This is a genomic window from Chryseobacterium arthrosphaerae (genome assembly GCF_001684965.1).
Classification (GTDB): Bacteria; Bacteroidota; Bacteroidia; order Flavobacteriales; family Weeksellaceae; genus Chryseobacterium; species Chryseobacterium arthrosphaerae.
Window position 1 is genome coordinate 3,073,911 of record NZ_MAYG01000001.1, and the last position, 13,533, is coordinate 3,087,443.

Genomic DNA, 13,533 nt, shown 5'->3' on the forward strand with positions numbered 1-13,533 from the left:
GCTCATCATTGAAAAAATTTATGAGCTTGTACAAGATTATCACCATCTTTTTCCTTAAATATTTTATTATGTTATCTGTTAGTAAAGAGGAAATCTATTATGGTATTGCAGGAATCATCTCCAAAACTATGGATATTGATGTATTTGAAATAAAACCGTGGAAAAGAATAACGACAGACTTAGGAATTCATTAGCAAAATTTTTAATATTGCTTTCACCAATTACATTTCAATGAAAAGCATAGTCTATTTTTTCCTTCCTCTTCTCCTCTTTTTCACTCTGTCATCCTGTAAACAAGAAATAAAGAATGAAGATCGGTTTGTCATCTGCCAGGTGAATCCTGAAAAAGAAAGCATCCGGTTGTATTGGAAAAATAAGGATCATAAAATACTGGGAAGCATTGCCCGGCTTAAGGATGAGGTTGAATCTGGCCATGAAGAACTGCTATTCGCCATGAATGGAGGTATGTTTGAGCCGGATCATACCCCTAAAGGATTGTATATTGAAAATTTTAAAATACTGAAGCCTGTCGACAGCCTCCCGGGGTCCGGCAACTTCTATCTTCCTCCCAATGGAGTATTGTATATCACCCGGAACCGTAAGGCAGGAATTGTTACAACACAGCAGTACAGACAAAATTCTTTGATCAGATATGCCACGCAATCAGGCCCCATGTTGCTTATGGACGGAAAAATAAATCCACTTTTTCAAAAAGATTCTAAAAATCTGAATATCAGAAACGGAGTTGGAATTTTGGAAAACGGGGAACTCATTTTTGCCATGTCTAAAAAAGAAATCAGTTTTTACACCTTTGCACGACTTTTCAAAGAATTAGGCTGCAGAAATGCTTTATACCTTGACGGCTATGTTTCCAGAACTTATCTTCCTGAGAAAAACTGGCTTCAGAAAGACGGTGATTTTGGAGTGATCATAGGAGTTACCAGAGCTCAACAAAGCCTGGATAAATGATGAAAAAAAGTAAAATTTTCTTATCTTTTCAATAACTTTAGAAAAATTATCAACCAATCACCCGAACATTAACATGAAAAAAGTAATATTAGACCTGGCGACGACCCTGGATGGCTTTATTGAAGGTCCAAACGGTGAAATCGACTGGTGTATCATGGATGATGATATGGATTTTGACGGCTTTATATCAGGTATTGACACCATTTTCTACGGAAGGGTAAGCTATGACGCATGGGGAAATTATCAGCCTGATGAAAATGCAGCTTCCGGAGAAAAGGAATTCTGGAACACCATTCATTCAAAAAATAAATTTGTTTTTTCAACGCAACACCGGCAAGATGAAAATGCAACATTCATTCATTCTGATCTCACAGACAAAGTGGCGGAAATCAAAAAAAAGGACGGAAAAGACATCTGGCTTTATGGTGGCGCCAGCCTTATCAAAACTTTTATAGACAATAACCTGATTGATGTTTACAGAATATCCGTTCATCCTGTAGTGCTGGGAAAAGGGAAACCTCTTTTTGAAGATATGAAAGAGCGGTTAAATTTAAAGCTGGTTAAAACCAATGTCTTTAAATCCGGTGTGGTCCAGCTCATTTATCATCCATCAGGAAATATTTCAGCTGAAACATAGAAAGTGAATTAACTTGTATGTAATTTTTTTAAAAACAATAAAAATGAAAAAAATAGCCGGAATTTTATTTCTCTTCTCAGCTCCGTTTTTATTCGGGCAAAATATATCTGTTATTGAAAAAAAACTCAATGATGCATTTCAGAAAATTGGGTATTGGTCTTCGGAAGGCAGAGATCAGAAATCTTCCCCGGATTCCCTTTATGCTGCCAATACAAAATTTGAGAAACTACTGTCTCAGTATACCTCTTCCAATCCCGAAACGCTCAGCCACAATTTCAAGGGTCTGGAGAAAGCAGGATTAATTGTTGCTACTTCAGAAGACGGGAAATTCAGAATTTATTCCTGGGATACCTGGACCGGCGGAACCATGCACTTTTTTAAAAATATTTATCAGTATAAAACAGGAAATAAGGTTCAGTCTAAAACTGTAGACAGCGATATGGAGGGGGATCCGAAATCCTATTTTTATCAGATCAACGATGTTATTTCTCAAAATAAAAAATATTACATCACACAGAGTACTTCTATATTAAGTTCAGGGCTCAGCTCTCACTGTGTAAAAGTTTTCTCTATTGAAAATGACAGTACATTGAATGATAACGCCCAATTGATCAAAACCCGGACAGGAATTAAAAATCAGCTCCGGTATGAAGTGGATCTTACCGCAGCTTCCAACAGAAACAACGAGATCAGAAATTATACTATTGAGTATGATAAAAAGAATAAAATTATCAGCATTCCTTTAATTCTTGATAATTCGAAGGTAACTTCCAAAAAGATCCGTTATCAGTTTAAAGGACAATATTTTGAAAAGATATAATTGATTTATATATCCCCCATCATCTGTACGTTCATGAAATCTTTTTATGTCTTCGCAGCATTTTTTTTACTGAACCTGGCTTACGGTCAAAAATGCAGCTGTTCCCAAAACGAAGAATTGAAAGGCATTATTCCGTGTGAAAAAACCAGGTTTCAGAATGGAGCAAAAATATTCTGGGAATACGACTGTAATTCTTCATGGATCACGTTTCAGAATAAAAATATCAGAAGGAAAATATTCGAACTTGAAAAAGAATTCATAGCATTGAGCGGAAGACTGGGCTACAGAAGCTGGACAGAATATAAAAGCTCATTTTTAATTGAAAACAGCATGATCTCCGGTTGCTGCCAGCCTGAAGAATATATGCTGTACAATAAAAATACCGGTAGAAAAATAGCTGAACTCGGAACATTTATTTCGCTCGGCAATGACACGGAAAAGCCTTATATACTCACCATGAAAACAGATCGTCAGCTTCTGTATACGAACCTTAACAATAATAAGGCGTGTTTCATCAGATTTCCAAAAGATAAGATAGAAAAAACATTAAAAAACACCCATGAAATGCATCCCGAAATTCTATTTGAAGACCAGGGAATCCATAATGGAATCTTATCTGTAAAATTTAAATATAAAGAATCTGAAAAATCTGACTGGAAAGAAGAAACGCTTCGATTGAATACAGGAAAATGCAGCAAATAATTTTTACGCTGTAAACAAATATCAGAATTAGAAATATTAAGTACCAGAATGTATAATCCAACCAGGAGAAATAAAAATATCGGAACTGCAAATCAAGGCCGTAGTAAAAATAACAGATTAACGATTGCCTCACCTTATGGAAATTTAAAATCTTTTTATGAACAGCTTACGCAATACCAGGCAGAAAACAGATTTATCAACAATCATGAATTTATATTTGTAGTTGAAGAACTTCGTAAAAATTCTATACATTCCTGTTCAGTGGATGATATTCATAAAATGATAGAACAGATCCCTCCGGAAGATTACGGTGAATTAAAATTCATCATCTTAAGACAGCCAAAAAGAAAAGAAGAAATTCTTTCTCCTGTTTGGGGAAGGTTAATTTATAGCTATGAGTTCGAGGGAGATTACTGCCCAGCTGTTATTTTGGATGCTGTAGATCTTAAAAAGCAGCTGATATGGCCTAAAAAACAAAGTATTGAAGATCAGCAGGAGTTTGAACGATTAAAAAAAGACGGTCATATTTTCATTGAGTCCAGAAGAAACTTTACGGCAGAAATAAAACCCGAATTGGTAAGAAGAACGCAGCTTTACAGAACTTTACCTCATGAGTTCGGACATTATGTTCATTATCTGGAAATAGTAGATCGTCCCGCAAATGAAAATGAAGACTACGATATGAAAGAACGAAGAATGGATTTGTATTTCAGTCTGCCCAAAAATGAAAAAGAGAAGTTTGCTCATCAGTATGCGGAAAAATTCAAAAACAGGTTAATTTCTGAAAATATAATTCCTTTTTGTTCAGGGAGTATGTAATATCAGGCCGGTTTTAATTGTCTTCTCTAAAAAAATACATGAGAATTCTTTTCACCTGCCTTATCCTTTTTTTGTCAGTCAATCCAGTTTTTCCACAGAAAACCAAACAATTGGAACAGTTATTAAACACATATGATAAAGCCGGATTATTCAGCGGCACTGTTCTGATTGCAGAAAAAGGAAAAATTATTTTTGAGAAAAGCTATGGCTACAGAAATGCCCCGAAAAAAGAAAAAAATACCAACAGCAGCATTTACCGTATCTTTTCCACCACCAAAATGTTTACTGCAACGGTTATCCTTAAGCTGGAAGAGCAGGGAAAACTATCCTTAAACGATAAACTGTCCAAGTACTATCCGGATTATCCTAAGGGAGACAGCATAAGCATCGCCAACTTACTTTCCCATACTTCCGGAATTCCCAGTGAGGAAAATACGGACTACACCGTAGACGAAGATACATTCATACAATATATTTCGGCTAAACCGCTGGATTTTTCACCTGGCAAACAATGGAACTATTCCAATTCCGGATATTACATTCTGGGCTATATCATCAAAAAAGTAACCGGGTCAGAATATGACAGGGCTATAGAAAATTACATTCTGAAGCCTGTTCAAATGACCCATAGCGGCTTTCATTTCAATACCGTTACCGATAAGAATAAAGCTTTGGGCTATGAGTTTTTATCGGATCATATTTCCAATGAAGCCATGCGCTTCAGGACTGATCATCCTTTTGCTGCCGGAGCGATGTACTCCACTGCTGAAGATATGTTTAAATTCAATGAAGCCTTCTGGAGCTATAAAATTCTGAAAAAGGAAACTGTTGAAAAAATGATGACACCGTACCTTAATGATCATTATGGACTGGGAGTTGATACTTCAGATATTTTCGAAAAAAAAAGGGTGGGTCATGATGGTGGCGGGCCTGGCTACAGAAGCAGATATTACAGCGTTTCAGGAGATGGCATCACGCTTATCGTACTGTCAAATTCTGAGCTGGCTCATGGAGATTTCTTTATTCCCACCATTGAAAAAATACTGTATAATAAACCTTATAATATTCCATCCATAGCCAAAATTCAAACTAAAGACCTAAAAAAACTGGAAGGCGTCTATGTTTCTGACGATACCAATTTCTATCTGACGGTAGCAGACGGATACCTTATCTTCCAGGGGAGAAACTATGGCCGATGTGCTTTACTCCCTCTCAGCAATACGAAATTTCAGCTGGATGAAAAATTCTCTCTTACATTCAAACCGAATGAAACAGGTAAAATGGAATCATTTGTTGTTCAGTTCCGGGATGGTACTGAAAAAACAGCAAAAAGAAAGGCAGACCATCTTCCTCTCGCATGGGGAATTATCGGAGGAGCGACTCCTTCCGGATGGGATGGAAAAGATATTCCTCTGCAGACAGATCCTCAAAAACCGGGTATTTATTTTCTCAACAATTACACACTCAAAAAAGGCAACCTTAAATTCAGGCTGGATAATGACTGGGGCTACAACTTAGGACTGAACAATGACGGCAAAAGTATCGCTCTCAATGCCTATGATTTTCCGATAGGTGAAGACGGCAGGTATGATATTGTCCTTGATATGAGTAATCCCATGAAACCCCAGTACAGTATCAAAAAATCCGCACAGTAAACCGGACATTCATATCCTATATTATTTAATAATACCGGGGCCTATTGCTTTTCATAAGCTATGGTTTCCGGTTTTATTTTTTTAACACAACGGGCAAATAAAAATTTTATCGGTTAAAAACTGGAGACTCAGAATATTTTATTTCAAATCAGTGAGTATTTTATTTATTTTTATATCATCAAACCTCATCATAAAATAGTTTTTTATGCCTCATTTTATTATAGAATGTTCCCAGGACATCCTCCAGCAGAAAACCCCTGATGAAATCATGAATGCTGTCTATGAATCTGCCGAATCAACAGGTTTATTTGCAGTCAATGATATCAAAGTGAGACTACAGCCCTATACTTATTTCCGGCTGGGGGATCAAAAGAAAAACTTTCTGCATGTTTTCGGATATATTATGGAAGGCCGAAGTACGGAGCAGAAATCTGACCTTTCAAAACAGATTTGCACTCAGCTTACAGCATTGCTTCCGGAACCCTCTTTTCTGTCTGTCAACATCAGTGAATTTGAGGCTGCAACATACAGCAATAAAGCCCTTATCAATCCTGAAAACAAAGATCAGAACCGCCACTTCGGTTTATAACCTGAAATTCCACCTCTTAAATACAATATCATGAGCCTAAAAACATTAGCCACCAAAAGTGTTCAGTACAACAATTGGGTAGTCAATCAATATATCAGCTGGCTGTCCGGAAAAACAGATGAGCAACTGAACCAGGAAACCATTTCAAGTTTCCCTACCATTCTGAAAACACTGCACCACATCTGGCAGACCCAGGAATACTGGTGGAGCCATATTTCTGAAAACAACGATTTCGATTTTGAAAAAACTCTGGCAGTAAGCAGTAAAGAGGATGTTTTCAATGCGATCAGGAACAACTCACAAAAGCTGGCAGATTATGTGGAAAACTTATCTGAAGAAGATCTGTCGAAAAATGTAAAGATTGAATCCCAGTGGTTTCAGTGTGATTTTTCAAAATATGAATACATCCAGCACGTCATTCTTCACGGAACCTACCACAGAGGACAGATCGTAACAATGGGAAGAACTATCGGAATTACCGATGCTCCGATGACTGATTTTAATTTCTGGAATATTTATAAGGATCAGTAATTCCTGAAAAATGGGAAAACTCTTCGAATTAATCTCTGATAATGCCATAGAGAAGCTTGACGAATACTATACAGATTGCCATGTTTGTGAAAAAACAGGTATTGACTTATACCCTTATCAGGGAAAAGTAACTCTTGAGAACGGTGAGGTTGATGACGACATCTATGCTGTCTGCCATGACTGTCTGCATACTGAGCCATTAATCCATACCTGTAGTTTCCTGTATGAGGAAACCGTTGAAAAATACCTCAGTTCTCTGAATATAACAAAGGAACGGCAAATGGAGGTAAAGAAAAAAATCATGGAAAAATACAACCGGACGCCGGACATCCCTTTATTTTTACAGCGACCGGATATTCCTCTGTGTTGTGAAGACAGTACAGAGTTTACAGGCTATCCGCAAAATAATGAAGCATTGTATACGATCACTGAAAATTTCATTTATTGGGAAGAAGGAATAAAAGAAAAAAGTGAATATTATGATTTTAAAACCTATGGCAGTCCTGAAAGTTTAGCTGAAATAGCCACTTTTACATGTCAGCATTGTGGTAAAAAGTATTTTACGTTTCAGTTTTCCTAGTTTTCTTTTATTAATAGAAGATGTGATAATATATATTACCTGAAAAAGAGGATTTTAAAGATTATGATTAATAAAAATGTACGATTTACATAAAAAATCCCTCCTGATTCTTTTCAGGAGGGATTTTTGTAGGAGTTTTAAAAAAATATTTCAGCAATTCTAATTTTTTTAATCTTTTACCATAACACCAATTTTATTTGAAACAATCTTTCCTGAAAATATTCTATATTTTTTCGGTTCCTCATTTAAAACTTTAGAATATTTCCTTAACATTTTTGTTGGAATATTTAAAAATAATTGAAGGCGATATTCTTTTTGATTTTTTATGTCGTAGAATAATGATCCATCATCTGCCACAGAGCGATAAATTGGCAGACTAATTTTAGTACATAAAGCTATACTTTCTTTAGGGGGAATATTTATAATTCTTTTATTTATATCATAAAAAGTACGCCACTCATAATCATGTTTTAAATTTAGCTGATATCTTTTTTTAAATTGTACTAACTCTTGATCCGAAGGGATAATCATTCTTGGTTCTTTTTGATAGCCATAAGATCCTGATATAGGAACTAACAACTTATCTCCATCAATTATTCTAAGGTTTAATAATCCGAGATTAGGTTCATCAACCGCTTCATTTTCACCAGTACTAAAGCCCGTGGAATCAGCTAAAACCTTATAATATTTTGTTGAATTATTTTTGATACTATAGCATAAGTTACTATTATTTTCTGATGTTAACTCTATTCTTTCATCGGGAATTTTAATTTCTAAATCCTGAGCAAAAACCAAATTGGTTAGTAATATAAAAACTACAACAATTATTTTCATTAAAAAGCATTTATAGGTTTATAATTAAATATTTTATATTTTGCTGCTTGTTCTCTATAAAATCGTAGGTTTTCATCAGCAGAAGGATCCCCCATCATTTTACTCCATGTATGGGTATTACATTTTATGAGATTAATGTTGCTAAGCAACAAAAGCAGAAATTATCTGCTTTTGCTATTAAATTTAGTTATTACTTCTTATTTATTTGCATCTTTATCAGAAATATTTAAAATTAGGCTATCTTTTATTATGGGTTGTGCGACAAATTGAGCATTGCCAAAATTTAATTTTGAAAACCTTCTTAAATATTCCCCTTCCGGATAATCCCCTTTTAATATTTTATCATAAGGATAATAGTTCTGTTTAAATTTTGATGAATATTTATGAAGTGGAGGGGATTGCTTGATAATTAAATTATATTTTATCTTTAATTTTTCCTTTTTTTTTAAATAAAATACAGAATCTCCATCACCTGGCATTATTTCATTTATTAAATCAGCCATACCTTTCTCGGATAAATTAAAATTTCTAATACTATCTAATTTTTTTTGATAAAACTTCGAATATTGATTAGGTTCTATAATTGAATAAACTGCGATTGGAAAAGAACCTTCCATACCACCTTGGGTTGAAAAGTTTTTAAAGTTTTTATCTCCGAATTCTAGTGTATTTGGTACTGGAAAAATAATGTCTTGAGCAGTTTTATTTTCAAATACTAGAATCAGCTCATGATTATTTCTAATATACTCTAAGCTAAACACACCATTCTCATTTTGTTTTTGTTTACAAGATGATAAACAAAATATTACTAATAGAATTAATATAATATTTTTCATTTCAAAGTACTTTTTAAATAATTATTAAAAATTGGCTGTATTTTGGGTTTTAGTTCATCAAAGCTTTTGAATGTGCTTACCTCAGTATTAAATGCCCCCATGTTCAAATTAAGTTTTTCCCATTTTCTATACATTATATATTGTTGTTCCCACCTAGAAGTAAAATATTCATGTACACTAACCCACTTATTTGTACCTGTACGTTCACGTATGTCAAAAAGACGAGCATTGTTTAGAATAGAATGGAAAATTTCATGTCCCATCGTTAAATCTAATTGCTCTAAACTTATAAAAGCTCCTTTTGGTAAATATATTCTTTGCCAGACAATGATATTCTTATGAGTAACAATTTCTGTCAATCCCCAAACATTGTAGTCACTATCTCTTACTATAAGGTTTTTATTACCCCCAAAAGAGTAGCCTTGGCCTCGTATGTATGGACTTAAGTCACTTGTCTTATCCACAAAGTGCCAACTACCTCGAATAAATTGATTTTTATAATGTGCTTTTTCCACTTTCAGTACTGTATCACAGCTAAATTCTGCTTCTGTTCCCCCAATTAATGTATTATCATCATTAATTACCATTTCACTTATGCTGTATGTGTAACCTGAATATGCTAAATCTGTTGAAGGTAACATTATTTAACAAGTTTCTTGAATATGATATTCCTCCAATAGCACCGCTACTATCTTCGAGCATAATGTATCCTTTCAAATTATTTCTCTTAGTTTGGGAATATTACATTAAGGAAAAGAGAAACCTTTCCATTAGCCTAATCCTATTATTTCTTTCCCTGCAAAAATCCACTTTCCATTATCCTGTTTAAAATGATAAATTTCAAATTTTGCTCCACTCCCTAAAGACTTAACTACTTCAATTGATGCGTATTTATTATTTTTACTGATAATCAAATTAACAAAAGAAATATTAATCATACTACTTTTCTTATGAAATGCATTGTCTGTGTTTAAAAAAACAAAATGATTTCCTATTTTTTTTGGAATTTTTTCAAGTTTTATTTCATATTCAGATATTTCTTCATCATTTAAATTAAACTTATTTTGAAATTTCTCAATTACTATATTTTGATCTGACTTAATTTCACCCACATATTGATAAATCCCTACAGATAAAGGACTTTCAGATACGTCAAAATAATCTAAATTATCTAATAAAATAGGTAGATTTTCAGTGATTAGTTCTTTACCTAATTGACTTTTTTCTTGCTTATTCTGACAAGAAAACAAAGTAATATAGAATAATATGAACACGAAGTATTTAAAATTTCCAACCATGCAAATTTGTTTTATATAAATTTTCATCGTAAGGCCAAAATACTCCAGTAGCTCGTGTTTCAAAAGCGTTCCCATATTCGTAATTATAATTATCTAATCCTTTTTTAAATCTCACATAATGTACAAGTTCATGTAAAGTAGTTATACCTAATGCAAAAGAATATGCATTGATAGCAGTTTGCACAGTTAACCTTTCCAGTGTCATAACTCTAAGTTTGTTAATTGTAATATTAAAAGGTGAATACGCACTTGTTTTACCTCCAACATTCCATTTATCCCTATAATCTTTTCCATTGCCACTATGAAATACAGATTCAATCACGTCAATCTTAATAGGGAGTTTCTGAAGATTTTCCATACTTAATAATTTTAGCATTTCATCTCTAGATGCTTCGGAATTGTCCATAAATGCCTGAGATATAATATCATTTCCAGAAACAAAACTATGAAGCTTAGTTAATACTTTATAATATCTAGGATATTTAGATTTAACTTCATCAATGCTAATTGATTCTGTTTCAAACGAATCCTTATAGTCTGCGGAAGCAAAATATTTATAGTTCAAAGCTACTATATCTGTGGAGGTCATTTTATTCTGAAACACGCTACTGGTATATGCTATCCCACTTATAGCACCGCTTAAGAAATTACCTCCTTTAAATGCAGAATTCAATCCTCCAGATACAATTCCCGGAAGGAAGTTTTTGATTGCACCTGCATTACTCGCTATATTTCCTAGTGCTCCGGATACGGCTGCTCCACCTATTGCACCTCCTAAAACAGCGCTCCATGATTTCTGCCAGTCCCATTTTCCCGGATTCCAATTTCCATTATTGGCTGCCACACCATTTAAATATCCGCCTACAATAACACCAATAATCCATTGCAAAAAATCGCCAATTGGATCATGCTATATCCATAAAAAAAACAAAAGCAGGTACTCCTGCTTTTGGTATCAAGAGTTTTAGTGTTAATACTGAATCCAAATTCCTTTTATCATTTAATAAAAGGAATCTTAGCAACAATACTATCTTCCAACATAATGTATCCTTTCTTTTCCAAAGTATTTATATATGATTTACAGGTTAGTGGCATACTATTTTTCCTACTGTGATTAGATTTAATATTCCATATATATTTTCCTGGCTTAGATAAATTGTAGATACTTTTTTCCCTATAATTTAGATTTAAAGTTGTATCGATTTTTTGTTTAGGTTTCAAAATAATTAAAGTATTTTTACAATCATCATCGGTATATCGTGTGTAATACCCTCTTAAATAGTCAATCGGATTAAGTTTTTCATTATTGAATAACCAATAAGAATCTCCTGAAAAGCCATAAGGGTCAATGATATATGTTTTACTACTTTTATTTTTAATAATATAACTTATATTATAATTCTCTTCGAATTTCCATGGAGCATTTATAAGAATGTCAATTTCATTACTTTTATTTAATTTCATCTGCGTAGAACAGGAAATGAAAATAAAACAAGTTATTATTAATATGACTTTTTTCATTTTTATTATCATTTAAAATTTAACATATATTTTACAATTGTTCCTATAAAATCTTCTATCCCAGAACCTATTACTCCTGTCCATTCTCCAGCAGCAAGATAAGCTGAAACTTCATCCAAAGCAATCATCATTGGGTGAGTTCCTTGAAATACACCATTCTTCCAATTAAGAAAGTGTTTGCCTTCATGTATTATTACATCTGCTAAACCATAATTTGTTGATTTTCCATTAAAAAGAATAGGAGCTAAAATTATCTTTCCTGAAACAGGATTTGTAACCCCCAATACTAGATTTGGACTCTTAGGATAAGAAAAAAAACCATCTGATCTTATGTCATATTTAATGTAATCTTTTCCCCATTCATTCATTGTATCAGTATTCCCCACTGCAATCCAAGCATCTTTAGGGACAAATAATGATGCTATTATACTAAAACTATACATATTTGCCGGAGCACTAGGATTTAACCCCGAAAGCATCAAGACAAGACTTAATGGGTCTTTTGATTTAGGTCCAAAATATTTTAATCCCAATATTTCATTTTCAGCATCAGAAGCTACCATATATCTTGAGTTTCTAACCATATCTGTCGAAGTAATATATTATGAAGTAAAGTTCTATAAAAATCTGAATATAAGTATAATCCCGCCTGAGGTATTTCTGCTGAAGTTGTTGCATGATACCTTAATACATCCAGCCAACCGTCACCATCAAAGTCCCCAACTAGATCCTTATCGGGATTGGGCTTTATAGCCGGCAGGGCACCCCAAGACCTCTCTTTAGCTGATTCATCATACTTAAAAAGAACTGGATTTGCCTCTTCATTTTTACTGTTTAAAATGGTAATCTTATCAGGGTATCTGTAGGCTGTATCCCGGAAGTCTTTTTTATAAGAAATATTATATTTCTTGTACTGCTGTCCACCACCAGATACTACAATTGATTCTAATAATTTTGACTGGGTGAAAAGAACTTCTTTTACATAGGCTGTTTCTGCCTGTGGCCTTGCTGTAAATGCAAACTCAATTTTGTTAAAATGCGGTGTATTTTGGGTTTCATTTCCACCCCATTCAATGGAACTAATCACAGAAACATTTCCCTCGTTTGTATAGTTATAGGTAATATAATTACCATTTGTATCTATTGATTTGACAATATTATAGTCTATAGCGGTTCTTGCCGGGCTATTTCCAGAAGCCGTGGCACCATACCAGATTTGTGACCCGTCCGGGGAGGTGACTTCCCAATATTCAGGTCCCTGCCAGGACTGTCCTGAAACAGCTCCCACAGATTTAATCTTTACATTGGAATATTTTTCTGTCACATATTCAGCGCCATCTTTACCATAATCGCCAGATTTTAGTATTAATCGTTGTCCGTTAAAGCTGTAATAGTCGGAATAGTCAAGCTGTACATTTTTTGTAACTCCATCTTTTTCAAGATTTTTTCCAATTCTTGAAATTGCGGTTACTCCCGAAATATTCCAGCCATAACCGGCAAGGCCGTTGCCGGCTCCGCTTACATAGACCAAGCTGATATTTGGACCTACTTTTTGAACTCCCGGAGGTGTATCGATCGTCATTGTGTATTGAAGCTGTCCGGCTTGGGTCACTTCAATATTCCCTTTGGTATCATGAAATTTCTGAGCAGGAGCAGTCTGTGAAAGTCCCATAATAGAAATACATGATACTATAAGAGAATAAAATAGTTGTTTTTTCTCTTTGTAAGTTTTCATCTTTGTG

18 protein-coding genes are annotated in these 13,533 nt (G+C 34.0%); 10 read left to right on the plus strand and 8 right to left on the minus strand.

Translation table 11 applies throughout. The features are described 5' to 3' along the window. Positions 1-68: 68 nt before the first annotated feature. From BBI00_RS23700 to BBI00_RS13815, 10 genes are all read left to right on the plus strand, one after another. Positions 69-194, plus strand: coding sequence for a hypothetical protein (locus BBI00_RS23700; protein ID WP_262487267.1), 126 nt, complete (start codon positions 69-71; stop codon positions 192-194). 37 nt (positions 195-231) lie between these two features. Next, positions 232-969, plus strand: coding sequence for a phosphodiester glycosidase family protein (locus BBI00_RS13775; protein WP_065399301.1), 738 nt, complete (start codon positions 232-234; stop codon positions 967-969). Positions 970-1,042: 73 nt separating this feature from the next. Beyond that, positions 1,043-1,606 carry a dihydrofolate reductase family protein gene (locus BBI00_RS13780; RefSeq protein ID WP_065399302.1) on the plus strand — a complete coding sequence of 188 codons (564 nt, stop codon included), beginning with the start codon at positions 1,043-1,045 and terminating at the stop codon, positions 1,604-1,606. Between the two features lie 43 nt (positions 1,607-1,649). After that, positions 1,650-2,426, plus strand: coding sequence for a helix-turn-helix domain-containing protein (locus BBI00_RS13785; protein ID WP_065399303.1), 777 nt, complete (start codon positions 1,650-1,652; stop codon positions 2,424-2,426). Between the two features lie 33 nt (positions 2,427-2,459). Further along, positions 2,460-3,128 (plus strand): hypothetical protein, encoded by a 669-nt coding sequence (locus tag BBI00_RS13790; RefSeq protein WP_065399304.1) that lies wholly within the window; start codon positions 2,460-2,462, stop codon positions 3,126-3,128. A gap of 48 nt (positions 3,129-3,176) precedes the next feature. Further along, on the plus strand, positions 3,177-3,947 hold the full coding sequence (locus BBI00_RS13795; RefSeq protein ID WP_065399305.1) for a hypothetical protein: 771 nt from the start codon (positions 3,177-3,179) through the stop codon (positions 3,945-3,947). 110 nt (positions 3,948-4,057) lie between these two features. After that, a complete protein-coding gene (locus BBI00_RS13800) occupies positions 4,058-5,602 on the plus strand; it encodes a serine hydrolase (RefSeq protein WP_228394761.1) in 1,545 nt (514 codons plus the stop codon). Between the two features lie 205 nt (positions 5,603-5,807). Further along, entirely contained in the window at positions 5,808-6,191 is a 384-nt protein-coding gene (locus tag BBI00_RS13805) for a 5-carboxymethyl-2-hydroxymuconate Delta-isomerase (RefSeq protein ID WP_065399307.1), read from the plus strand. Positions 6,192-6,221: 30 nt separating this feature from the next. Continuing rightward, positions 6,222-6,722: a DinB family protein gene (locus tag BBI00_RS13810; RefSeq protein WP_065399308.1), complete on the plus strand. Its 501-nt coding sequence runs from the start codon at positions 6,222-6,224 to the stop codon at positions 6,720-6,722. Between the two features lie 10 nt (positions 6,723-6,732). Then, entirely contained in the window at positions 6,733-7,302 is a 570-nt protein-coding gene (locus BBI00_RS13815) for a CbrC family protein (RefSeq protein ID WP_065399309.1), read from the plus strand. Between the two features lie 168 nt (positions 7,303-7,470). Here the strand turns inward: BBI00_RS13815 and BBI00_RS13820 are convergent, their stop codons facing one another. The 8 genes from BBI00_RS13820 to BBI00_RS13855 form a co-directional block, all read right to left on the minus strand. After that, entirely contained in the window at positions 7,471-8,136 is a 666-nt protein-coding gene (locus BBI00_RS13820; protein ID WP_065399310.1) for a hypothetical protein, read from the minus strand. Positions 8,137-8,333: 197 nt separating this feature from the next. Next, positions 8,334-8,972, minus strand: a complete 639-nt coding sequence (locus tag BBI00_RS13825; RefSeq protein WP_065399311.1) for a hypothetical protein — start codon at positions 8,970-8,972, stop codon at positions 8,334-8,336. Beyond that, entirely contained in the window at positions 8,969-9,613 is a 645-nt protein-coding gene (locus BBI00_RS13830; protein ID WP_123902277.1) for a hypothetical protein, read from the minus strand. The genes BBI00_RS13825 and BBI00_RS13830 overlap by 4 nt, the downstream gene beginning before the upstream one ends. A 129-nt stretch (positions 9,614-9,742) precedes the next feature. Continuing rightward, positions 9,743-10,270 carry a hypothetical protein gene (locus tag BBI00_RS13835; protein ID WP_123902278.1) on the minus strand — a complete coding sequence of 176 codons (528 nt, stop codon included), beginning with the start codon at positions 10,268-10,270 and terminating at the stop codon, positions 9,743-9,745. After that, complete coding sequence (locus BBI00_RS13840) at positions 10,254-11,159, minus strand: hypothetical protein (RefSeq protein ID WP_065399314.1); 906 nt, start codon at positions 11,157-11,159, stop codon at positions 10,254-10,256. The genes BBI00_RS13835 and BBI00_RS13840 overlap by 17 nt, the downstream gene beginning before the upstream one ends. A 107-nt stretch (positions 11,160-11,266) precedes the next feature. Then, positions 11,267-11,791, minus strand: a complete 525-nt coding sequence (locus BBI00_RS13845) for a hypothetical protein (protein ID WP_123902279.1) — start codon at positions 11,789-11,791, stop codon at positions 11,267-11,269. Positions 11,792-11,799: 8 nt separating this feature from the next. After that, the gene (locus tag BBI00_RS13850) at positions 11,800-12,354 is read right to left on the minus strand and encodes a hypothetical protein (RefSeq protein WP_123902280.1); all 555 of its coding nucleotides are present in this window, start codon (positions 12,352-12,354) and stop codon (positions 11,800-11,802) included. Further along, positions 12,348-13,526, minus strand: a complete 1,179-nt coding sequence (locus BBI00_RS13855) for a SpvB/TcaC N-terminal domain-containing protein (RefSeq protein ID WP_065399317.1) — start codon at positions 13,524-13,526, stop codon at positions 12,348-12,350. Before BBI00_RS13855 ends, BBI00_RS13850 begins: the two co-directional genes overlap by 7 nt. Positions 13,527-13,533: the final 7 nt, after the last annotated feature.